This window comes from Streptomyces nymphaeiformis (assembly GCF_014203895.1).
Lineage (GTDB): Bacteria > Actinomycetota > Actinomycetes > Streptomycetales > Streptomycetaceae > Streptomyces > Streptomyces nymphaeiformis.
The window spans coordinates 67,914-88,429 of the sequence record NZ_JACHJY010000010.1 but is presented as its reverse complement, the minus strand read 5'-3'; the positions used below and the strand labels follow the sequence as shown (position 1 = coordinate 88,429).

Genomic DNA, 20,516 nt, shown 5'->3' with positions numbered 1-20,516 from the left:
ACGCGGCCGACGCTGGCCCCGTACGGACCGCCGTCGTTAGCATGCGGGGCGTGACGGAAGACGTACGTCTCGACGAGTTGCCGCTTCTCGACGAGCTGATGCCGTGGTCCGTGGCCCCGCTGCGGTTCGGGCGGTCGTGGATCGTCGCCCCCGACGTCCGGACGCTGCGGGCCCGGTGGGGCCGGCTGGTGGCTGCCGAGGGGGCCGAGCGGGAGGCACTGTTCCGGCCGAGCCGGGCACGGACGCCGGCGAGCGCGGTGGGCGCGCTGCCGGGGCAGCGGACCGGCACCACGCGTTTCGCGCGCGAGTCGGGACCGTGTCCGGACCCGGTGCGGGTGGCGTCCGGGCCGTTCGACGAGCAGTGGCTGCTGCCGGACCACCGGCTGATCGACACCGCCCGCCCGGAGCTGTGGCGGGTCGCCGGGGAGCCGCAGCTGTTCGCCGTCGAGCAGGGGTACGTGCCGGGGGCGGCGGGTCCCGCGCTCCTGGTGACGGCGGCGCTGCCGGAGGGCCGTTCCCCGGCGGGCCGTCCGGGCCGCATCCGGCCGCTGTTCCGGCGCCCCGGGGGCCGGGAGCCCAATCTCGCGCCCGGTCTCCTGGACTTCCTCGGCAGGCGCTACGGACGCCGGGTCGACGCCCACGACTGGCTCGCGTGGGCGGTGGCGGCGGCCCTCCCCTCCCCCGCCGGGTGCCGTGTCCCGCTCCCGGAGGATCCGGAGGTGTGGGCGGCGGGCGTGGCGCTCGGCCGGGAGCTCGCCGACGTGCAGCTGCGCGGCGCCCTGAGCGGGACGAGGCCCCGGCTGCCGGGCGGGCGCCGGCCCTATGTGCGGGCGGCGGTCCCGGCACGGCCGACGACGATGGCGTACGACTCCGAGGGCGAGGTGCTCGATGTCGGCGGGGGCCTGATCTCCCCCGTGCCGGCGGAGGCCTGGGAGTACCGGGTCGGCGGGGTGCGGGTCCTGGAGCAGTGGTTCGCGCACCGGACGGCACCGGCGGAGCCCGGCTCCCTGGAGGCGATCGGGCCGTCCGCGTGGCCGCAGGAGTGGACCTCGGAGCTGCTCGACCTGGTCACGGTGCTCGCGCTGCTCGGGGCGCGGGAGCCGGAGCGGGCGGCGCCGGCTGCCGGCGGCATCGGCCGGACGGACCTCGAGGCGGCCGGAGTCCTTCCCGTGCCGCCCGCGTCCCGCCGCCCCGCCTCCGTACTGGACCATCAGGAGGAGGGCCCGGGGGGCCAGTTCATGCTTCTGTGAACGGCTCTCCGGAGAGCGGCTGCCCCTTGGCCCCGGGGTCGAACGAGTCGAGCAGCCGGGCGATGATCAGCGCGAAGATCTCCTCCGGGTCGGCGGGCGCGGCGGGGGCCTCGGCGAGCAGGCCGGCGAGGTGCGGGTAGCGGCCGCTCGCCACCTGCCCCATGAGGTAGGCACCGCGCACCGCCTGCTCCTCCTCCTCGGACCAGGGCAGCCCGCGGGCCCGCTCGGCCATGGCCTGCTCGTTGGCGACGGTCGCCATGACCGTGCCGTTGACCATGGCGATCAGCTGCATCTTGAGCCCGGGGGGCGCGTCCAGGGGGACGAGGCAGCCGAGGCACCACTCCAGGAACCGCAGGGCGTTGGGGCTGTAGCCGTACGCGGTGGTCATCACCCGGGCGAGCCAGGGGTGGCGGTACATGATCGCGCGGGTCTGGTACGCGATGCCGGTCATGTCGGCGCGCCAGTCGCCACTGGGCTCCTCGGGGAGCTCGTACTCGCCGCTGACCGCGTCGACCATCAGCTCGTACAGGTCCTCCTTGCGGGGGACGTAGTTGTAGAGCGACATCGTGCCGCAGCCGAGTTCGGCGGCGACGCGGCGCATGGAGAGCGCGTCGATGCCGTCCGCGTCGGCGATGCGGACGGCCGCGTCCACGATGTCCCGCCGGCTGTACGCCGGTTTCGGGCCGCGCCCCGTGCGCTCGGGCCGCGCCCAGATCACTTCCGGTACGGCCGCTCGGCCCGCCATGGATCATCACCTCGCTCACCATCGTAGTTACGTACGCCGTACGTAATGGGGTATGGTCACGCCATGACTACTACGTACGCTGTACTTAGTGAGGGCCTGCGGAAGCGTTACGGCGACGTCCACGCCCTGCGCGGCCTCGACCTCGCCGTCCCCGAGGGCACGGTCTGCGGCGTCCTCGGCCCCAACGGCGCCGGCAAGACCACCGCCGTCCGCGTCCTCACCACCCTGGTCGCACCCGACGGCGGCAGCGCGCGGGTCGCGGGCCACGACGTGGTGCGCGACCCCGCGGGGGTACGGAAGCGGATCGCGGTCACCGGGCAGTACGCCTCGGTCGACGGCGACCTCACCGGCGCCGAGAACCTGCGGCTCTTCGCCCGCCTCCTGCGCGCCCCGCGCTCCCGCGCCGACGAGCTCCTGGAGCGCTTCGGCCTGACCGCGGCGGCCGGACGGCCCGCCCGCACCTACTCCGGCGGCATGCGCCGCCGCCTCGACCTGGCCGCGAGCCTGCTCGTGCCGCCGCGGGTGCTCTTCCTCGACGAGCCCACGACCGGACTCGACCCGCACAGCCGGAACGGGATCTGGGACGCCGTACGGGAGCTGGCCGGGCAGGGCACGACCGTGCTGCTGACCACCCAGTACCTGGAGGAGGCCGACCAGCTCGCCGACGACATCGTGCTGATCGACGAGGGACGGGCCGCACAGCGCGGCACCCCGGCCGAACTGAAGGCGCTGGTCGGCAGCTACGCCGAGGTCGTCGTCGCCGACCCGTCCTCCCTCGAAGCGGCCGCGTGCGTCCTCGACCAGCTGACCGGTTCGGCGCCCGTCCTGGACGCCGAGCGGCGCACGGCCGGCGCGGTGACCACGGACACCACGCTCACCCTCCCCCGGATCGTCCGGGAGATCGACGCCGCCGGGGTCCACATCGTCGACGCCTCCCTGCGCCCGCCCACCCTCGACGAGGTGTTCCTGCGCCTCACCGACCGGAAGGAGCTCGTCGCGTGAGCGCCCTCGTGCACGACGGGACCGCCGTCCTCGGCCGCCACCTCCAGCGGATCAGGCACGCGCCCGCGATCACGGTCATGACCCAGACGATGCCGATCGTCTTCCTGCTCTTCTTCGGGTACGTCTTCGGCAGCGCGCTCGCCGCCCCCGGGGCCGAGTACCGGGCCTTCCTGGTGCCCGGCATGCTCGTCGCGACGGCGGCGGGCGGCCTGATGACGGGCATGTTCCAGGCCGCGCAGGACTCGCACCGGGGCGTCATGGACCGCTTCCGCACCATGCCGGTGAGCCGCGCCGCCGTCCCCCTCGGCCAAGCCCTCGCCGACCTGCTCGCGAGCGCCGTCGGCACGGTCCCGCTGATCCTGGTCGGCCTCGCCATGGGCTGGCGGATCGACGGCACGCTCCCCGAGGCCCTGGGCGCCTTCGGCCTGCTGCTCCTCTTCCGCTTCGCGACGACCTGGGTCGGCATCCTGCTCGGCCTGGCCTCGAAGAGCGAGGAGGCGGCCGGACAGCTGGGCAGCGCGACCTTCATGCTGCCGCTGCTCTCCAACGCGTACATCCCCACCGACGGCATGCCCGGCTGGCTGCGGACGATCGCCGAGTGGAACCCCATCTCGGCGGTCACCACGGCGGTGCGGGACCTCTTCGGCAACGCTCCGATCCCCACGGACGCGGCCTGGCCGGTGGCCCATCCGGTCGCGGGCGCGCTGCTCTGGTCCCTCGGCCTCGTCGCCGTCTTCGCGCCGCTCGCGGTGCGGAGGTACGCACGGGGGTGACGAAGCCCGCGGCGGCCAGGGTGACGAAGCCCGTGGCGACCGGCAGCGGCCCGGGTGACGAAGGCCCTGGTGACAACGGGCGGCCCGGCACGGTAGGCAGGGCGGTCATGAGCACTCAGCCACTCCCCCTCGCCGGGGTCACGGTCGTCGCCGTCGAGCAGGCCGTCGCCGCGCCCTTCGCCACCCGTCAGCTCGCCGACCTCGGCGCCCGCGTGGTCAAGATCGAGCGTCCCGACGGCGGCGACTTCGCCCGGGGGTACGACACCGCCGCCCAGGGGCTCGCCTCCCACTTCGTGTGGTGCAACCGCGGCAAGGAGTCGGTGGCGGTCGACCTCAAGGACCCCCGGGGCCTGGCGCTCGTCCGGCGGATGGTGGCGGGCGCCGACGTCTTCGTGCAGAACCTCGCGCAGGGCGCGGCGGCCCGCCTCGGCCTCGACGCGGCCACCCTGTGCGCGGCGCACCCGCGGCTGATCGCGGTGGACGTCTCGGGGTACGGCGCGGAGGGACCGTACGCGCACAAGCGGGCGTACGACATGCTCGTCCAGTGCGAGGCCGGCCTGGTGTCGGTCACCGGCACGCCCGAGCGGCCGGTCAAGTCCGGGATCCCGGCCGCCGACATCGCGGCCGGGATGTACGCGTTCTCCGGGGTCCTCGCGGCCCTCGTCCGGCGCGGCACGACCGGCCGGGGCGGTCCGGTGGAGGTCTCCCTGCTCGACTCGCTGGCCGAGTGGATGGGGCATCCGCTGCACCACGGGATGCACGGGGGCACGGCCCCGGCGCGCACGGGGCTCGCGCACGCGGTGATCGCCCCGTACGACGCCTATCCGACCGCGGACGGCGGCCTCGTCCTGCTCTCCGTGCAGAACGACCGGGAGTGGCGGCGGCTCGCCGAGCAGGTCCTCGGTCGGCCCGAGCTGGCCGGGGACCCGGAGTTCGCGACGAACACCGCGCGGGTGACGGGGCGCGCGGCGACGGACGCGGTGGTCGCGGCGGCGCTCGCCCCGCTGACGGCGGCGGAGGCGCTGGCCCGGCTCGACGCGGCGGGCGTCGCCTGCGCCCGGCTCAACTCGGTCGCGGAGCTCGCGGATCACCCGCAGCTGACGGCCCGTGACCGGTGGCGGGAGGTGGAGTCCCCGGTGGGACCGCTGCGCGCGCTGCTGCCGCCGATCGTCTTCCCGGACGCGCCGGAGCCCCGGATGGACCGCATCCCGTCCCTCGGCCAGGACACGGACGAGGTGCTCACGGAGCTCGGGGTGCCGGAGGCGGAGCTGAAGGAGCTGCGGGGCGCGGGGGTGATCGCCTGACACCGCCTGCCGGGGAGCGGGGCGGGCGCTCCGGGTACGGGGAAGGTCCCGGGCACGTGAGCGGTCCCAGGTGCAGGAGAGTCCCCGGGCACGACGAAGCGCCGGACGGGCGGGGACACGTCCGGCGGGGTCGTGGTCGGGGTCGTACGGGCGGCGGCGGTGCCGTCCGGGCTAGTGGCGCGTGCCGAAGAGCGAGCGGCGCAGGCGGCGGAGCGGGGCGAAGAGCGAGACCCGCGCGCTGCGGCTGCGGTGGCTGTGCACCGGCACCTCGCGCGTACGCGTCGTCAGTTCCCGCATGAGCAGCGTCGCCTCGGCCACCTCGCGCTGGGGCACGGCGGGGCCGCCGAGCACCGCGAGATGGCGGTCGAGTCGCGAACTGGTCGCGCTGCTCCCGCAGGTGATGGCAGGCACTCGCGGCCTGCTGCGCATTGCTATCTGTTCCATGTCACTCCCCACCCGTACAAGGGCACCCGGCCCGGGCAGGTTAACCCTATCGCTCCATCGTGACACCCGTGTATCCCACCGGCGGGATTCACCGCACTCGTACGGGGGTTGACGGTGACTGTCCGAATCCATCTGATTCCAGGGCGAGTTGGACAGCACTCGAACACCTGCCGAACCATCACGAACCATCCTGCACTCCGGACCGCCGTCCACGGACACGAGGACGGGTGTGATCTCCACCACCAAGATCGTCGCGAGCCCGCGCACCGCGCGACCGGAGCCTTGGAGACGCCCCTCGGCTACCGTGGATCCATGACGGTGATCGCGGGTCGTTACCGGCTGCTCGACGTTCTCGCCGAGGGGGCGACGGGCACCGTCTGGCGCGCCCTGGACGAGACGGACCGCCACGAGGTGGCGCTCAAGGAGTTCCGCGCCCCCGCCGGGCTGCCGGCGGACGAGGTCCCCCTGCTGTACGCGCGGCGGGAGCGCGAGGCGCGGGCCGCCGCGCGGATCTCCCACCCCTCTGTCGTACGGGTCCTCGGCGTGGCCACGGAGGACGGCCGGCCGTGGGTCGTCATGGAGCTGGTCCGCGGCCTCACCCTCGCCGAGACGGTCGACGCGGACGGTCCGCTGCCCTCGCGCGAGGCCGCGCGCGTCGGCGCCGAGGTCCTCGCGGGCCTGCGGGCCGCCCGGGAGGCGGGCGTGCCGCACCGGGGCGTACGGCCCGAGCAGGTGCTGCTGGCGAACGACGGGCGGGTCGTCGTCACCGGCTTCGGTGGCGCTCCCGACGACCCCACGGGCCCGGAGGCGGATCTGCGCGCCCTCGGGACGCTCCTGGGGACGGTGACGGACGGCCGGCCCGGGCCGCTGGGCGCGCTGATCGACCGGTTGGCGGACGAGGGCCTCACCGTGACGGCAGATCAGGCCGAGCGCGAGCTGAGCCGGCTGGCCGCGGGCGGCACGCCGAGGACGGAGGCGGCGCCGGCGGCCTCGACGCCTCCCCGGACCAACCGCGGCGACGACGACAGCGAGGCACGGGCCGGGACCTCGTCGGCACAGCAGCCGGCGCGGCCGCCACGGGCGGCACCCCGCCGTCTGCCCGTCCTGGTGGCCGGGATCGTCGGGGCGCTGCTGATCGCGGGTGCGCTGACCTATCAGGCGGTACGGGACGACGGGCCGGGCACCGGGCCCGGGCCGGGCGGCGTCACGAGCACCGCTCCGTCCGAGCCCGGCAAGGGGACGGCTACAGAGCCCCGTTGAAGGAGGGCAGGTAGCCGCCGGACTGACCCGCGGCGGTCGGGTGGTACGACTCGCCGATGTTGAGCCAGTTGACGCTGTGCAGCCAGGACGAGCTCGAACAGATCTCGTGGCCCGTGAAGGCGGGGACGACGCTCGCGAAGGTGAAGCCGTGGTCGGCCGCACGCTTGGCGACGGCCGCGTTGAGGTAGTCGGAGGCGCCATTGATGGCGCTGCGCTCGTTCTCGCTCAGCCCGGCGATGCAGCTGCCGCTCAGCTGGTAGAAGCGCGGGTAGCCGAGGACGACCACGTGGGCGGCGGGCGCCTTGCTCCGGATGGCGTTGTAGACGGAGTCGAGGTTGCCGGGGAGCGTGGAGTCCACATAGGCCTTGGCTTGATTCACGCGGTTGATGCACGTGGCCTCGGACTGGAGCACACAGGTCGTCATGACGTCGGCGAAACCGGCGTCATTTCCCCCGATCGTGACGGAGACCAGGTCGGTGGCGGCCGAGAGGGGCCCGAGCTGATTCGCGGTCACATCACCCGTTCGGGCGCCCGAGCAGGCGGTGAAGGCGAACGAGGAGGGGGCGTTCGCGTTCTTCCACAGGACCGGATACGCCTTCGTGGAGCGCTTGCAGTCGCCGCTGGCGCTGTCGTAACTCCCTGAGCCGACACCGGAGGAGTACGAGTCCCCCAGGGCCACGTAGTCGAGCGCGGCGGTTTCGGCGGCCTGGGCCGCGCCCGCCCCGGTGAGGGCGAGGACGGCGCCGAGGAGGAGCGAGGACGAAAGGGCGGCAAAACGGGTCAGTCTCATGGAACCTCCCTGTAGCAGGATCTCTGCGCTACCAGGTAGTAGCATCGGATCGACCGGACCGGAAGTGTTCATGTCAAAAGTGGGGACAGGAGTGATGCGAGCCTCCGTCAGGAACCGTCGAGATCCGGCCACTTCAGGAAGCGGATCCTCCGCTCCCTCCGACCGCAAAACCCGGTGCGCGGCCCGTGCGGTTGTCCGATCATGGGCGCATGTCTGACACCCCGTCCGTACCGCCCGCCACGCTGCCCGTCATCGTCAACCTCGACGACAGCGACTCGCCGGGCGACGTCCTGGACGCGCTGTTCCTCGACCGCTTCGCGACCGGCCAGCAGCCGCACGCGCACAGCACCACCCTGGACCGGGCGAAGCCCGACGCGACGCTGCTCCCGGAAGGGGCGCGGGTGCTGCGGGCCGCGAAGGACGACGACCGCAGCTCGGTGCTCGCCGAGGGCGAGGGCTGGACGATCCTCTCCTCCCGCTGGAACCGGCGCGCGGACGTGACCGTCACCGCGACCGACCCGGAGCTGGCGAAGCGGATCCTCGCCGAGGCCACGGACGGGGCGAAGGACGAGCCGGAGCCCGAGCCCGACGACGTGACGATGGGCTTCTGGTACGTGGCCCCGCAGCGCGGTCCGCGTCGCATGACCCGGGCGATCAGCGCCGGGACCTGGGAGGAGGTCCGGCCCAACTACTCCGCCCCGGTGGCCGATGCGATGGACCGCCTGATGAAGGTCACCCCGGAGGACGTCACGGGTCGGCTCCTGCTGCTGCACGGCCCGCCGGGCACCGGAAAGACCTCGGCGCTGCGGACGCTGGCCCGGGCGTGGCAGGACTGGTGCCAGGTGGACTGCGTGCTCGACCCGGAGCGGCTCTTCAACGACATCGGCTATCTGATGGACATCGCCATCGGCGAGGACGACGGCACGTCGAAGGAGCGCTGGCGGCTGCTGCTCCTGGAGGACTGCGACGAGCTGATCCGGGGCGGCGCGAAGCACACGGCGGGGCAGGCCCTGTCACGGCTGCTCAACCTCACGGACGGGCTGCTCGGCCAGGGGCGCAACGTCCTGGTCGGCGTCACCACCAACGAGGACCTGGAGCGGCTGCATCCGGCCGTGGTGCGGCCGGGCCGCTGCCTGGCCCGCATCGAGGTCGGGCCGCTGAGCCGGGCCGAGTCGGTGGAGTGGCTCGGCCGCGAGGAGGACGTGCCGCGCGAGGGCGCGACGCTGGCGGAGCTGTTCGCGCTGCGCCGCGGCACGCCCTCGGCGGACCTCCCGGAGCCCCGCACGGCGGGAGCGGGGCTGTACCTGTAGCGGGTACGGACGCGTGGGCCTCGTACCCCGGCCCGTACGGACGCGTCGGCTTCACGCACCGGCCCGTACGAACCCGCCGGCCGTCGTACGTACCGACCCCGCCGGCCGTCGTACGTACCGACCCCCGCCGGCCGTCGTACGTACCGACCCGTCAGTCGTCGTACGCCGCCCGCAAGGCCTCGTTCAGCGCCGCTTCCGCGGCCTCGCGGGTGAGTCCCAGGCGGCGGGCCTCCTCGGCGTACTGGGCGGCGGCGGTGGCGGCCCGGCGGGTCGCCGCGTCGCCGGCGGCGGCGACGAAGGTGCCGTGCCGCCCGCGCGTCTCGATGACCCCGTCCGCCTCCAGGGCCTTGTACGCCTTGGCGACCGTATTCGCGGCGAGGCCGAGCTGCTCCGCGAGCCCCCGTACCGTCGGCAGCTTGTATCCGACCGGCAGTCTGCCCGACCGGGCCCGCTCCGAGATCTGGGCACGCAGTTGTTCGTAAGGAGCGGTGGTGGATCCGTGGTCCACGGCGATGGTGAGTGTCACCCCGCCGATTCTGCCCCCACCCCACCGGAAAATGGGAGGCGGTGGTGCGTCCCGCGCCCGTAGCGTGCCACCACATGACTGTGATCGTCCGTGATGTACGGCCCCCGGACGCCGAGGGCTTCGCCCGGGTCCGCCGGGCGGTGCTCCCCTTCATGCTCGCGACCGCCGAGCAGGTCGCGTACGACTGGGCGCACGCCCATCCCGACAGCCACGCCCGCCCGCTGGTCGCCGTGAGCGGTGACGGCACGATCATCGGGACGGCGCAGCTGAGGATCGCCCATGACGCCCCGGAGCCCGGAATCGGCTCCGTCAACGTGTACGTGGACCCCGCGCACCTGGGGCGGGGCGCCGGGACGCTGCTGCTTCGCGCCGCCGAGGAGCACCTGGAGGAGCGGGGCGCGCGGACGCTGTACAGCTGGGTCCTGGACACGCCGGAGGACCGGGCCTGGGCCGGGCGGCGGGGCTACTCCCCCAGCCGCTCCGCCCACTTCCTGCGGCTCGACCTGGCACGGGCCGCGCTGCCGCCGCTCCAGGACCCGCCGACCGGTGTCGAGCTGCGTACGGCCGAGGACTTCGCGGCCGATCCCCGGCCGCTGTTCGAACTCGACGCGGTGACGACGGCGGACGAGCCGGGGGACGTCGGCGCGGAGCTGGACGACTACGCGCACTGGCGGGAGACCACCTGGGAGCACCCGCACCTCGACCGGGCGCTGACGACGGTCGTGGTGGTGGACGGGGTGCCGGCGGCGTTCAGCGCGGCGCAGACGGACGGTCTGGGGCGGTACTGCTCCGGGATGACCGGCACCGCGCCGGCGTACCGGGGCCGGGGGCTCGCGAAGCTGGCCAAGACCGCCTCGCTGCACCGGGCGAGGGCCGCGGGCTGCGTGGAGGCGTTCACGAGCAACGACGCCGGCAACGGACCGATGCTGGCGATCAACACATGGTTCGGTTACGAGATCGGCGCGACGGAGGTACGGCATGTCCGGACGATCGGTTGAGATCACCCTGACGAAGGCGGGACGGACGAAGATCCGCTACCCGGCAGAGGTGCTGACGGAGGAGGACGCCCGGCTGTCGGTGCGGGCCCCGTGGGCGGCCGAGGGGGTGCGGGACTTCGGTTTCGTGCGCTTCGAGCCCGGTGACGTGTTCGTGGAGCACTACTGGCGCGACCGCTGGTTCACGGTCAAGGAGGTGTGGTCGGCCGACGGCGCCCTGAAGGGCTGGTACTGCGACATCACGCGGCCGGCCGTGATCGACGGGTCCGGGGTGGTGGTCGAGGACCTGGACCTGGACCTGTGGGTGTCGGCGGACGGCAGCGAGGTGCTGCGGCTCGACGAGGACGAGTTCGCGGCGAGCGGCCTCGCCGCCTCCGACCCGGAGGCGGCGGCCCGCGCCGTGGTGGCCCTCGACGAGCTGGAACTGCTCGGCCGGGAGGGCCTGATCGATCTGCTGGCCTAGCGCAGTTCGACGTCCGCCTGCTCCCTGGTGAGGAAGCCCGGCAGCGGCAGGCCCGACGGGCCGGCCGTGAGCTGTACGAGGGAGGCTTCGACGTGGGCGGCGCCCGGCTGGTAGGCGGGCTCCTTCACGACGGCGCTGTTGCTCCAGGTGTGGATGTGTCCGTCGCAGACGGCGCGGGTGCCGCCGATGCCGGTGGAGCGGGTCCCCTGCTTGAGGGTGGAGCTGACGAAGACGGGCCCTTCGCCGTCGTCGAGGCAGCGGTACGTGCCGGAGACGGTGACCGTGCTGTCGGCGGCGACGGTGCCGTACTCGTCGATGGTGAGGCCGTCGGCCCCTCCCGCGTGGGCGAGGGGGGCGACGGCGGCGGTGAGCAGGGCTGCTGCGGCGAGGACGAGTCGGACGCGCATGGACGGGGTCCCTTCGGGGGTGGGGGGAAGGTGCTGCCCGCCAGGGATACCGGATCCGGCCGCCGACTGACCGAATCTCACCCCATCGGGGGCGCGTTGGACACGGGGGCACTCATACCGTCGTACGGTCGGTGCGCCGTGCCGCCTTCCTCACGAGCGGCCAGGCGAGCAGCACCAGGACGACCGCGTAGACGGTGACCGAGAACGGGGTGTTCACCAGGCCCGTCAGGGAGCCGTCGCTGATCTGGAGGGCACGGCGCAGCTGCTGCTCGGCGGCCGGGCCGAGGATGACGCCGATGACGGCCGGCAGCACCGGGAGGCCGTAGCGCCGCATCCCGAGGCCGATCAGGCCGATGACGAGCAGCACGACCAGGTCGAGCGCCTCGCCGCCCACCGCGTACGCGCCGACGGCGGCGAAGAAGAGGATGCCGGCGTACAGGTACGGGCGCGGGATGCGCAGCAGCTTGGCCCAGACGGGGGCGAGCGGCAGGTTGAGCGCGAGCAGCAGCACCATGCCGACGAACAGCGAGGCGATGAGGCCCCACACCAGCTCGGGTTCCCGCTCGAAGAGGAGCGGGCCCGGCTGGATGCCGTACTGCTGGAACGCGGCCAGCATGACCGCGGCGACGGCGGTCGTGGGCAGGCCGAGGGTCAGCATGGAGACGAGCGTGCCGGCGGCCGAGGCCGAGGCGGCGGACTCGGGTCCGGCCACGCCCTCGATGGCGCCCTTGCCGAACTGCTCCTTGTGCTTCGAGAGCCGCTTCTCCGTGACGTACGAGAGGAAGGTCGGGATCTCCGCGCCGCCGGCCGGGATCGCGCCGAACGGGAAGCCGATGGCGGGGCCGCGCAGCCAGGACTTCCAGGTGCGCTTCACGTCGTCCCTGCCGAGCCAGGGGCGGCCGACCGGGATGGCCTCCCCCGGCGCCCGGCGCAGGTGCGCGGCGACCCAGAGGGCCTCGCCGATCGCGAAGAGGCCGACCGCGACGATGACGACGTCGATGCCGTCGGCGAGCTGGAGCGAGCCGAAGGTGAGGCGCTGCTGCCCGGTCATCTGGTCGAGGCCGACGAGGCCGATGGTGAGGCCGATGAGCAGGGAGGCGAGGCCGCGGATGCGGGAGGAGCCGAGGACGGAGGTCACCGCGATGAAGGCGAGGACCATGAGGGCGAGGTAGTCGGGGGCGCCGATGTCGACGGCGAGCGCGGCGACGGTCGGGGCGAGGACGACGAGCAGGGTCGTGCCGATCATGCCGCCGGCGAAGTGACCGATCGCGGCGGCCGCGAGGGCCTGGGCGCCGCGCCCGGACTTGGCCATCGGGTTGCCCTCGATGGCGGCGACGACGGCGGCGCTCTCGCCGGGGGTGTTGAGGAGGATCGAGGTGGTGGAGCCGCCGAACATGGCGCCGTAGTAGATGCCGGCGAACATGATGAACGCGCCGGTCGGTTCGAGCCCGTAGGTCACCGGGAGCAGCAGGGCGACGGCCATGGCGGGGCCGATGCCGGGCAGGACGCCGATGGCGGTGCCGAGGAGGACGCCGATGGCGGCCCACAGCAGGTTGATCGGGGTGAGGGCGGTCCCGAAGCCGTCGATGAGGGAGGTCAGGGAATCCACGGGTCAGATCACTCCCATCAGCGGGCCGCCGGGCAGCGGGACGCCGAGCAGCTGGTCGAAGACGGCGTAGGTGAGGAGCGAGAGGACGGCCGCGATCAGCGGGTCGCGGTGGAGGTGCCGGCTGCCGAGGGCGTAGGCCGCGCCCCAGAAGAGGAGGGCTCCGGCGATCGGGAACCCGAGGGGGCCGATGAGGACGGCGAAGGCGAGGAACACGCCCGCGAGGAGCAGGACGGTGCGCCAGTCGGCGGGCTCGGCCAGGTCGACGTCCTCGCCGCCCTCGGCCTCGCCCCGGCCGCCGCGCAGCACGTCGACGGTGAGGAGGACGGCGACGACGAGGAGGCCGCAGCCGACGACGAGGGGGACGGTCCCCGGTCCGACCGGGCCGCGTCCGGCGACGTCGGCGTCGAGGGTGAGGGCGTCGGTGAGGACGAGGACGCCGAGGAGGAACAGGAGGGCGCCGACGCCGAGTTCGGACCGTCCGCGCAGCACGCTCTTCACGGTGGTCACAGTCCCAGCTCCTTGAGGACGGAGCCGACCCGCCGGTCCTGCTCGGTGAGGAAGGTGCCGAACTCCGCGCCGGGCAGGAAGGCGTCGTTCCAGCCGTGGGTCTTCAGCGACTCGCGCCACTGCGGGGAGCCGTGCAGCCCGGTCACGAGGGTGACGAGCTTGTCGCGCTCGGCGTCGGAGAGGCCGGGCGGGGCGACGATGCCGCGCCAGTTGGTGAACTCGGTGTCGAGCCCGGCCTCGCGGAGCGTGGGGGCGTCGAGGCCGGGGACCCGCTTCGGTCCGGTGACGGCGAGGAGGCGCAGCTCCCCCGCCTTGATCTGGTCGAGGTACTCGCCGACGCCGGAGACGCCGAAGCCGACCTTGTTCCCGAGGATGGAGGCGAGGAGTTCGCCGCCGCCGTCGAAGGGCACGTAGTTGACGTCCTTCGGCGCGATCCCGGCGGCCTGCGCCATCAGCATCGGGGCGAGGTGGTCGGGGCCGCCGGGCGAGGAGCCGCCGCCGACGGGCAGCTTGCCGGGGTCCTTCCTCCAGGCCGCGAGGAGGTCCTGGATGGTCTTGTACGGGGAGTCCTTGCCGACCACGACGATGTCCTGCTCCTCGGTGAGCCGGGCGATCGGGGTGGTGTCGGCGAGGGTCCTGGGCGTCTTGTTGGTGTGGACGGCGCCGACGACGCCGAGGCCCATGGACATGGCGAGGCGGCCGTTGCCGCGCTCGCCGACGAGCCGGGTGAGGCCGACGGTGCCGCCCGCGCCGGGCAGGTTGAAGACCTCGACGTCGCCGGTGAGACCGGCTTCCTCGGCGTTCTTCGCGGCGGTGCGGGCGGTGATGTCGTAGCCGCCGCCGGGGGTGTTGGGGACCATGAAGCGCAGGCCGGGTATCGCGGTGCCGGTGTCGGAGCCGGTGCCCGGGCCGAGCAGCGGCGGACCGACGAGCACCAGGAGAGCCGCCCCGAGGAGGGCGAAGGGGGTGCGCAACCGCACGTGTGCCGCCTCTCGTTGACAGGAGAAGGGATGTGAGCCGGCCCACATGTTGCTCCGGCGTTAAGAAGCTGTCTCTCTTCCGCAATCAACGGACGTTGTGGTCGTTGTGGTCGGGACCTAGCGTGGGTCGGCGTGACGAAGGTGCTGGTCGTGGACGACGACTTCATGGTCGCCAAGCTGCACTGCCGCTATGTGTCGGCGGTGGCGGGCTTCACCGTGGCGGGGGTCGCGCACAACGGCGCCGAGGCGCTCCGCCAGGCCGAACTGCTCCGTCCCGACCTGGTCCTCCTGGACGTCTTCCTGCCCGACATGGACGGCGTCCGGGTGCTGCGGGAGCTGCGCGCGGCCGGCCTGGGCATGGACGCGCTCTTCATCACGGCGGCACGGGACGTGGGCACGATCCGCTCCGCGCTGCGCGCCGGGGCCCTGCACTACCTGATCAAACCGTTCACGCCGGCGGCGCTGCACGACCAACTACGGCACGTGGCCTCCCTCCGCCACCGCCTCGACGAGCTGGACGAGGCCCGCCAGGAGGACGTCGACCAGATCTTCGGCACCCGCCCCCGCGGCTCCCGCGAACTCCCGAAGGGCCTGGCGGCCCACACGGCCGACCTGGTCGACTCCGTCCTGCGCGCCCACCCGGAGGGCCTGTCGGCCACGGAATGCGCCGAAGCCGGCTCCCTCTCCCGCGTGAGCGCCCGCCGCTACCTGGAGTACTTCGCCCAGACGGGCCGCGCGGAGGTCACCTTGCGCTACGGCGGGACGGGACGCCCGGAGCGGCGGTACCGGCGGATCGGGTAGCCGTTCCTGAGGCGCCTCTTACCTGCGCCTTAACGCGGCCCTAAAGGCCGCGATCCGCACTTCTTCCGGGGCTAGTTTGCTCGGCAACCCCCCACATCACCCTCGTGAAGGAGTTGTCCCCCCATGACCTCTCGCCGTACGGCAGCGGGTGCCGTCACCGTCGCTCTGGTTCTGTCCGGTCTCGCCGTCGCGCCCGGTGCCTACGCGCACGGCTCGATGACCGACCCCGTGAGTCGGGTCTCGGCCTGTTATGCGGAGGGGCCCGAGGCGCCGCGGTCGGCGGCCTGCAAGGCGGCTGTGGCGGCCAGTGGGGCGCAGGCGTTCTACGACTGGAACGCGGTGAACATCGGCGACGCGGCCGGGCGGCACCGGCAGTTGATCCCGGACGGCAGGCTGTGCAGCGCGGGCAACGAGAAGTACCGGGGGCTCGATCTGGCGCGGGCCGACTGGCCGGCGAGCCCGATGAAGTCCGGTGCGCACACGTTCCGTTACCGGGGGACCGCTCCGCACAAGGGCTCGTTCGCGCTGTACGTGACGAAGGACGGGTACGACCCGACGAAGCCGCTGAAGTGGTCGGACCTGGAGGACCGGCCGTTCGTGACGGTGACCGATCCGGGGATGCAGGACGGTTCCTACGTGTTCCAGGGGACCGTGCCGAAGAAGTCCGGCCGTCATCTCATCTACTCGATCTGGCAGCGCTCCGACTCCCCCGAGGCGTTCTACACGTGCTCCGACGTGGTGTTCGGGGGGAATGACGGCGGGACCGCCCCGGCGGCGACCGCTCCCGCCCCGACCGCCTCCGCGCCCACCGAAGAGCAGATCGAGGACGGCGCGGACCGGTCCACGGTCGGGCACGGGGCGCACGGGACGCACGGGGCGACGCCCACCGCACCCGCGCCCGTATCCGGTACGCCGGAGTCCAACGCGCCCGCCCCCGCCGCCGGTTCCGGTGTGGAGTTGGCGGAGACCGGTGGCGGCGCCACCACCCCGTATCTCGCAGGTGGTGGCGCCGCCGTTCTCGCGCTCGGTGCGGCCGTGCTCTTCGGGGCGGGCCGGCGGCGGGCCCGGGGCTAGCCGACCACGGAGAGGCAGGTGGTCGGGGTCGCGTGGGCCGGGTCGAGGGCGTTGGCCACCTCGTGGAACGTGACCCGGTCCACCGTGCCGATCGCCACGTGCTCGGAGAGGTCGAGCGCGCACTTGTCCTGGATGAGGACGTTGGTGACGTTCGGGCCGGTCAGGAACTGGGAGCGGTACGGGGTGACGACCTCGTCGTACTGGCTGGCGATGACGTGGTAGCGGACCCCCGGCACCGTGTCGCCGCCCTCGTTGAGCTTGGTGATGAAGTCCGAGCCGGCGATCTGGTCGGCGAGGCCGGGGGTCTTGGAGCTGATGACGTCCTCTGCTCCGGGGAAGTACGGCAGGAGCTTGGTGAGGCCGGACAGGGTGGTGCCGTGGTTGTCGGGCGCGATGCCGACGAGCGTGTTCACCTTCGCGGCGCCGCCGAGGAACTTGAGGTACCAGCGGGGCATCATGCCGCCCTGCGAGTGTCCGACGAGGTCGGCCTCGGGGGCGCCGGTGGCGGCGAGGACCCGGTCGACGTAGGTGTCGAGCTGTCCGGCGGACGCGGCGATGGGTCCGAGCCCGTTGAAGAGGGGCACGCCCGGCAGCTGGCCGTAGTCGAGCGAGAAGACGCAGTAGCCCCGGTTGACCAGGTAGGGCGCGAGGGCCAGCCAGTTGTCGACGGCGTTCCCGAAGGTGCCGTGGACGAGGACGACGGGCCGCGGGTGGGCGGCGGACGGCTTGCAGTCGAAGTCGTTCCAGCCACGGCTGGGGGCGGTGTCGGCCTGGGCGGCGGCGGTGGGGGCGAGGGTGGCGGCGGCGGCGAGCGCGAGCACGGACAGTGCTCTGACGGCGCGCTTCCAGGGCTGACGGGACTGGCGGCGGGGATTCCGGGGCAGCATCGGGCGATCTCCTTGCGGCTCAAGGGGAAGGTGGGGGTGCTGTGCCCTGCGGTCCGGACCACAAGTGGGGATGCTCTCCAGCCAAGCTACGTACGGGTAGCTTCGGTGGGAAGTTACGCGTCGGTAAAAAGTGCCGTGCCGTCACGACGGCACGATCAGGCCGCCGGTGAGCCCGGCGGCACCGTCTCCGGTCCGCGCTTCACCCGGGCCCTGGTGCGGCTCGAGGTGGTGCGGTCGGCGTAGCGGACGGTGCCGCAGAGGGTGTCGCGGTCGGTCGGGGCGGGCGCGTCCGTGCCCCGTCCACCAGCCGGCGGTCAGCCATTCGGGCGCCTCCCGCCTGCGGGAGCACCCCCCGCCCCGGAGCGTGGGGGCATGAGCTTCGTCGATGAACTGAAAAGCGCCGTCACCCCACGAGCCGCCCTGCTCGTCGTCGGCGTCTTCGCCCTCCAGCTCCTGTTCATCACCTCGTACGTCGGGGCCTTGCACAATCCGAAACCCACGGACGTCCCCTTCGGCGTGGTCGCCCCCCAGCAGCAGGTCGCCACCGCCGTGACGGACCGGCTGGAGAAGCTGCCCGGCGACCCCTTCGACCCGCGCGTGGTCGCGACCGAGGCCGAGGCCCGGGACCAGATGCTGAACCGGGAGATCGACGGGGCCCTGATCGTCGACCCGCGCGGACGCACCGACACCCTGCTCGTCGCCTCGGGCGGCGGAAAGGTGCTCTCCGCGACCCTGGAGGCGATGATCACGAGGCTGGAGGCCGCCAACCAGCGCCTCGTGCGGACCGTCGACGTGGCCCCGTCCTCCTCCCAGGACTTCAACGGCCTCTCCGCCTTCTACCTGGTCATCGGCTGGTGCGTCGGCGGCTACATCTGCGCAGCGATCCTGGCGATCAGCGCGGGCGCCCGGCCCGCGAACCGGGAGCGCGCGGTCATCCGTCTCGGAGCCCTGGCGCTCTACGCGGCCCTCGGAGGTCTCGGCGGCGCGATCATCGTCGGTCCGATCCTCGGCGCCCTGCCCGGCAGCGTCGCGGCCCTGTGGGGCCTGGGCACCCTGGTGGTCTTCGCCGTCGGCGCCGCCACCCTCGCCCTCCAGTCCGTCTTCGGGATCGTCGGCATCGGCCTGGCGATCCTGCTCATCGTGATCGCCGGCAACCCGAGCGCGGGCGGCGCCTTCCCGCTGCCGATGCTGCCGCCGTTCTGGCGGGCGATCGGCCCGTACCTGCCGCCGGGCGCGGGCACCTGGGCGGCGCGCTCGATCGCGTACTTCAAGGGCAACGACATGACCGCCTCGATGGTGGTCCTGTCGGTCTGGGCGATGGTCGGCGCGGGCGTCACCCTGGTGATGTCCTCGGTGAAGTGGGAGCGGACGGCGAAGCGGATCCCCCCGGAGGTACCGGAGCGTCCGTAGGGCGCGCAGAAGGCCCCCCGCGCCGCGACGGGGGGCCTTCTGCGTGCCTGGGGGGCCGGGGATCAGTACACGTTGACCCCGTACGCGCTCAGCGCCTCGGTCACGGGCTGGAAGAAGGTCGTCCCGCCCGAGGAGCAGTTGCCGCTGCCGCCCGAGGTGAGGCCGATCGCCCGGCTGCCCGAGTAGAGCGGGCCGCCGGAGTCGCCGGGCTCGGCGCAGACGTTGGTCTGGATCATGCCGTAGACGATGTCGCCGCCGCCGTAGTTCACGGTGGCGTTCAGGCCGGTCACCGTGCCGCTGTGGATGCCGGTGGTGGAGCCGCGGCGGGTGACGGACATGCCGACGGTGGCGTTGGCGGCGCTGGTGATGTCGACGCTGCCGACCGTGCCGGACTTGGTGACCGAGGTGTTGGTGTAGCGCACGATGCCGTAGTCGTTGGTCGGGAAGCTCGACCCGGCGGTGGAGCCGAGCACGGTGCTGTGGGTGGAGTTCGACCACCAGGTGCCCGCGCCGTCGGTGCAGTGGCCGGCGGTGAGGAAGTAGTAGTTCCCCGCGCTGTCCTTGACGTTGAAGCCGAGCGAGCAGCGCCAGCTGCTCGCGTAGATGGCGTCCCCGCCGGAGATCAGCTTGTTGAACGTGCCGGGGGTGCGCTCGATGCGCAGGGCTCCGGCGTTGACCCCGGCCCGGTGCTTGATCTTCGCGATCTCGGCCTGGGAGACGGTGGAGTCGGCGGTGACGACGACCCTGCCGGTGGCGGTGTCGACGCGCCAGGCGGTGCCGGCGACGTCGGCGGCGAGGACGGCGTCGCCCGCCTCGGTGAGCTGGGTGGCGCTGAACGTCTGCGCGGAGTCGGCGTTCGCGGTGGGGACGCCGAGCGCCGCGGCGGCGGCGACGAGACCGGCGGTGAGGGCGAGCAGCCGGAACTTCTTCGTGGGGGTGGTCACTTCTTGTTCCTCCTGTGGGGGGGGATCAGTGGGTGTCCGTACGGGGATCAGAAGAGGCTGACGTTGTACTTGGCGAGCGCCTCCGGCACCGGCTGGAAGAAGGTGGTGCCGCCGGTGGAGCAGTTGCCGCTGCCGCCGGAGGTGAGGCCGAGCGCCTTGGTGCCGTCGTACATCGCGCCGCCGGAGTCGCCGGGCTCGGCGCAGACGTTGGTCTGGATCAGGCCCTTCACCGTGCCGCCGCTGGAGTAGTGGACGGTGGCGTTGAGGCCGGTGACCGTGCCGCTGCGGGTGCCGGTGGTGGATCCGGAGCGCTTGACGGACTCGCCCACGTAGGCGTCGGCCGCGGTGAAGCCGCCGGTGTGGGCGAGCGAGGTGTTGTCGTAGCGGACGAGGGCGTAGTCGTTGCCCGGGAAGCTGGAGCCGACGGTGGCGCCGATGAGGGTCGACTGCGCCGAGTTGGTGTACCAGGTGTTGGCGACGTTGCCGCAGTGGCCGGCGGTCAGGAAGTAGTACGTGGAGCCGCTGCGCACGTTGAAGCCGAGCGAACAGCGGTAGCCGCCGCCGTAGATGGCGTCACCGGCGGCGAGCAGGGGCTTGAAGGTGCCGGGGGTGCGCTGGACGCGGAGGGCCGCGGCGTCGGCGCCGGCCGCTCTCCGGATCTTGGCGAGGCCGGCGTCGGTGACGGTGGAGTCGGCGGTGACGACGACCCGGCCCGACGCCTGGTCGACGTACCAGGCGGTGCCGCCGACCCCGGCGGCCTCGACGGCGGCGTCGGCGCGGGCGAGCTGGGCGGCTCCGGCGGGACCGGGCGCGGGGGCGGCCTGGGCGCCGGGGAGTCCGAGGGCGGTCGCGGCGGCGAGACCGGCGGTGACGGCGAGCAGGCGGGTGCGGGTTTTCCTCACTGTGCTCCTCCTTCTCGGAAAAAGCGGAGGGCCCGTGGGTGTCGGGCCCGCGAGGCGCCATCAGGTGACGTGTCCCTGACATGCACCGCCAGTGATAGTGGCCCTCCCGGAGCGGACGCACAAGACCGCAGCA

General features: G+C 73.2%; 22 protein-coding genes. 11 read left to right on the top strand and 11 right to left on the bottom strand.

Going from position 1 to position 20,516, the window contains the following annotated elements; translation table 11 throughout:
- The first annotated feature begins 41 nt into the window (after positions 1-41).
- Positions 42-1,250, top strand: coding sequence for a type ISP restriction/modification enzyme (locus tag GGE06_RS31445; protein ID WP_184932417.1), 1,209 nt, complete (start codon positions 42-44; stop codon positions 1,248-1,250).
- On the opposite strand, the gene GGE06_RS31440 is transcribed toward GGE06_RS31445, so the two are convergent.
- Complete coding sequence (locus GGE06_RS31440; RefSeq protein WP_116161805.1) at positions 1,237-1,995, bottom strand: TetR/AcrR family transcriptional regulator; 759 nt, start codon at positions 1,993-1,995, stop codon at positions 1,237-1,239. The genes GGE06_RS31445 and GGE06_RS31440 overlap by 14 nt on opposite strands.
- Before the next feature lie 63 nt (positions 1,996-2,058).
- On the opposite strand from GGE06_RS31440, the gene GGE06_RS31435 reads away from it, so the two are divergent.
- The 3 genes from GGE06_RS31435 to GGE06_RS31425 all read left to right on the top strand — a co-directional run bounded on the left by GGE06_RS31435 (position 2,059) and on the right by GGE06_RS31425 (position 5,074).
- Positions 2,059-2,997, top strand: coding sequence for an ATP-binding cassette domain-containing protein (locus tag GGE06_RS31435; RefSeq protein WP_116161804.1), 939 nt, complete (start codon positions 2,059-2,061; stop codon positions 2,995-2,997).
- Positions 2,994-3,770, top strand: a complete 777-nt coding sequence (locus GGE06_RS31430) for an ABC transporter permease (RefSeq protein ID WP_116161803.1) — start codon at positions 2,994-2,996, stop codon at positions 3,768-3,770. Before GGE06_RS31435 ends, GGE06_RS31430 begins: the two co-directional genes overlap by 4 nt.
- Positions 3,771-3,877: 107 nt before the next feature.
- Positions 3,878-5,074 carry a CaiB/BaiF CoA transferase family protein gene (locus GGE06_RS31425; RefSeq protein WP_116165615.1) on the top strand — a complete coding sequence of 399 codons (1,197 nt, stop codon included), beginning with the start codon at positions 3,878-3,880 and terminating at the stop codon, positions 5,072-5,074.
- Positions 5,075-5,245: 171 nt separating this feature from the next.
- On the opposite strand, the gene GGE06_RS31420 is transcribed toward GGE06_RS31425, so the two are convergent.
- Complete coding sequence (locus GGE06_RS31420; RefSeq protein ID WP_116161802.1) at positions 5,246-5,518, bottom strand: hypothetical protein; 273 nt, start codon at positions 5,516-5,518, stop codon at positions 5,246-5,248.
- A gap of 312 nt (positions 5,519-5,830) precedes the next feature.
- On the opposite strand from GGE06_RS31420, the gene GGE06_RS31415 reads away from it, so the two are divergent.
- Complete coding sequence (locus tag GGE06_RS31415) at positions 5,831-6,778, top strand: protein kinase domain-containing protein (protein ID WP_184932416.1); 948 nt, start codon at positions 5,831-5,833, stop codon at positions 6,776-6,778.
- On the opposite strand, the gene GGE06_RS31410 is transcribed toward GGE06_RS31415, so the two are convergent.
- Positions 6,762-7,568: an SGNH/GDSL hydrolase family protein gene (locus tag GGE06_RS31410; protein ID WP_116161800.1), complete on the bottom strand. Its 807-nt coding sequence runs from the start codon at positions 7,566-7,568 to the stop codon at positions 6,762-6,764. The two genes, GGE06_RS31415 and GGE06_RS31410, sit on opposite strands and share 17 nt — an antisense overlap.
- 209 nt (positions 7,569-7,777) lie before the next feature.
- Between GGE06_RS31410 and GGE06_RS31405 the strand changes: the two genes are divergently transcribed.
- Positions 7,778-8,878 carry a DUF5925 domain-containing protein gene (locus GGE06_RS31405; RefSeq protein ID WP_184932415.1) on the top strand — a complete coding sequence of 367 codons (1,101 nt, stop codon included), beginning with the start codon at positions 7,778-7,780 and terminating at the stop codon, positions 8,876-8,878.
- Positions 8,879-9,029: 151 nt separating this feature from the next.
- On the opposite strand, the gene GGE06_RS31400 is transcribed toward GGE06_RS31405, so the two are convergent.
- Positions 9,030-9,404: a GntR family transcriptional regulator gene (locus tag GGE06_RS31400; protein WP_116161798.1), complete on the bottom strand. Its 375-nt coding sequence runs from the start codon at positions 9,402-9,404 to the stop codon at positions 9,030-9,032.
- 74 nt (positions 9,405-9,478) lie between these two features.
- Between GGE06_RS31400 and GGE06_RS31395 the strand changes: the two genes are divergently transcribed.
- Both GGE06_RS31395 and GGE06_RS31390 read left to right on the top strand, forming a co-directional pair.
- Entirely contained in the window at positions 9,479-10,402 is a 924-nt protein-coding gene (locus GGE06_RS31395; RefSeq protein WP_184932414.1) for a GNAT family N-acetyltransferase, read from the top strand.
- Complete coding sequence (locus GGE06_RS31390) at positions 10,383-10,862, top strand: ribonuclease FAU-1 family protein (RefSeq protein WP_116161796.1); 480 nt, start codon at positions 10,383-10,385, stop codon at positions 10,860-10,862. Before GGE06_RS31395 ends, GGE06_RS31390 begins: the two co-directional genes overlap by 20 nt.
- Here the strand turns inward: GGE06_RS31390 and GGE06_RS31385 are convergent.
- The 4 genes from GGE06_RS31385 to GGE06_RS31370 form a co-directional block, all read right to left on the bottom strand.
- Positions 10,859-11,269, bottom strand: a complete 411-nt coding sequence (locus tag GGE06_RS31385) for a DUF6299 family protein (RefSeq protein WP_116161795.1) — start codon at positions 11,267-11,269, stop codon at positions 10,859-10,861. The two genes, GGE06_RS31390 and GGE06_RS31385, sit on opposite strands and share 4 nt — an antisense overlap.
- 112 nt (positions 11,270-11,381) lie before the next feature.
- Positions 11,382-12,878, bottom strand: coding sequence for a tripartite tricarboxylate transporter permease (locus tag GGE06_RS31380; protein ID WP_116161794.1), 1,497 nt, complete (start codon positions 12,876-12,878; stop codon positions 11,382-11,384).
- Between the two features lie 3 nt (positions 12,879-12,881).
- Complete coding sequence (locus GGE06_RS31375) at positions 12,882-13,385, bottom strand: tripartite tricarboxylate transporter TctB family protein (protein ID WP_116161793.1); 504 nt, start codon at positions 13,383-13,385, stop codon at positions 12,882-12,884.
- A complete protein-coding gene (locus GGE06_RS31370; protein ID WP_184932413.1) occupies positions 13,382-14,365 on the bottom strand; it encodes a Bug family tripartite tricarboxylate transporter substrate binding protein in 984 nt (327 codons plus the stop codon). The genes GGE06_RS31375 and GGE06_RS31370 overlap by 4 nt, the downstream gene beginning before the upstream one ends.
- Before the next feature lie 132 nt (positions 14,366-14,497).
- Here GGE06_RS31370 and GGE06_RS31365 point away from each other — a divergent pair, with 132 nt between their 5' ends.
- Both GGE06_RS31365 and GGE06_RS31360 read left to right on the top strand, forming a co-directional pair.
- On the top strand, positions 14,498-15,166 hold the full coding sequence (locus tag GGE06_RS31365; RefSeq protein WP_116161791.1) for a response regulator: 669 nt from the start codon (positions 14,498-14,500) through the stop codon (positions 15,164-15,166).
- Positions 15,167-15,289: 123 nt separating this feature from the next.
- Positions 15,290-16,240, top strand: a complete 951-nt coding sequence (locus tag GGE06_RS31360) for a lytic polysaccharide monooxygenase auxiliary activity family 9 protein (RefSeq protein WP_116161790.1) — start codon at positions 15,290-15,292, stop codon at positions 16,238-16,240.
- On the opposite strand, the gene GGE06_RS31355 is transcribed toward GGE06_RS31360, so the two are convergent.
- A complete protein-coding gene (locus tag GGE06_RS31355; RefSeq protein ID WP_116161789.1) occupies positions 16,237-17,127 on the bottom strand; it encodes an esterase/lipase family protein in 891 nt (296 codons plus the stop codon). The two genes, GGE06_RS31360 and GGE06_RS31355, sit on opposite strands and share 4 nt — an antisense overlap.
- 372 nt (positions 17,128-17,499) lie before the next feature.
- On the opposite strand from GGE06_RS31355, the gene GGE06_RS31350 reads away from it, so the two are divergent.
- A complete protein-coding gene (locus tag GGE06_RS31350; RefSeq protein WP_184932412.1) occupies positions 17,500-18,537 on the top strand; it encodes a DUF3533 domain-containing protein in 1,038 nt (345 codons plus the stop codon).
- Between the two features lie 62 nt (positions 18,538-18,599).
- On the opposite strand, the gene GGE06_RS31345 is transcribed toward GGE06_RS31350, so the two are convergent.
- Together GGE06_RS31345 and GGE06_RS31340 are read right to left on the bottom strand one after the other, a co-directional pair.
- Positions 18,600-19,481, bottom strand: coding sequence for a S1 family peptidase (locus tag GGE06_RS31345; RefSeq protein ID WP_184932411.1), 882 nt, complete (start codon positions 19,479-19,481; stop codon positions 18,600-18,602).
- A 47-nt stretch (positions 19,482-19,528) separates the two neighbouring features.
- Positions 19,529-20,383, bottom strand: coding sequence for a S1 family peptidase (locus GGE06_RS31340; RefSeq protein WP_116161786.1), 855 nt, complete (start codon positions 20,381-20,383; stop codon positions 19,529-19,531).
- Positions 20,384-20,516 lie beyond the last annotated feature (133 nt).

Excerpts from the sequence above, each read along its gene's own strand:
- GGE06_RS31445 (WP_184932417.1), top strand. The coding sequence starts at position 42 with ATGCGGGGCGTGACGGAAGACGTACGTCTCGACGAGTTGCCGCTTCTC.
- GGE06_RS31440 (WP_116161805.1), bottom strand. The coding sequence starts at position 1,995 with ATGGCGGGCCGAGCGGCCGTACCGGAAGTGATCTGGGCGCGGCCCGAG.
- GGE06_RS31435 (WP_116161804.1), top strand. The coding sequence starts at position 2,059 with ATGACTACTACGTACGCTGTACTTAGTGAGGGCCTGCGGAAGCGTTAC.
- GGE06_RS31425 (WP_116165615.1), top strand. The coding sequence starts at position 3,878 with ATGAGCACTCAGCCACTCCCCCTCGCCGGGGTCACGGTCGTCGCCGTC.
- GGE06_RS31420 (WP_116161802.1), bottom strand. The coding sequence starts at position 5,518 with ATGGAACAGATAGCAATGCGCAGCAGGCCGCGAGTGCCTGCCATCACC.
- GGE06_RS31415 (WP_184932416.1), top strand. The coding sequence starts at position 5,831 with ATGACGGTGATCGCGGGTCGTTACCGGCTGCTCGACGTTCTCGCCGAG.
- GGE06_RS31410 (WP_116161800.1), bottom strand. The coding sequence starts at position 7,568 with ATGAGACTGACCCGTTTTGCCGCCCTTTCGTCCTCGCTCCTCCTCGGC.
- GGE06_RS31405 (WP_184932415.1), top strand. The coding sequence starts at position 7,778 with ATGTCTGACACCCCGTCCGTACCGCCCGCCACGCTGCCCGTCATCGTC.
- GGE06_RS31395 (WP_184932414.1), top strand. The coding sequence starts at position 9,479 with ATGACTGTGATCGTCCGTGATGTACGGCCCCCGGACGCCGAGGGCTTC.
- GGE06_RS31390 (WP_116161796.1), top strand. The coding sequence starts at position 10,383 with ATGTCCGGACGATCGGTTGAGATCACCCTGACGAAGGCGGGACGGACG.
- GGE06_RS31385 (WP_116161795.1), bottom strand. The coding sequence starts at position 11,269 with ATGCGCGTCCGACTCGTCCTCGCCGCAGCAGCCCTGCTCACCGCCGCC.
- GGE06_RS31360 (WP_116161790.1), top strand. The coding sequence starts at position 15,290 with ATGACCTCTCGCCGTACGGCAGCGGGTGCCGTCACCGTCGCTCTGGTT.
- GGE06_RS31355 (WP_116161789.1), bottom strand. The coding sequence starts at position 17,127 with ATGCTGCCCCGGAATCCCCGCCGCCAGTCCCGTCAGCCCTGGAAGCGC.
- GGE06_RS31350 (WP_184932412.1), top strand. The coding sequence starts at position 17,500 with ATGAGCTTCGTCGATGAACTGAAAAGCGCCGTCACCCCACGAGCCGCC.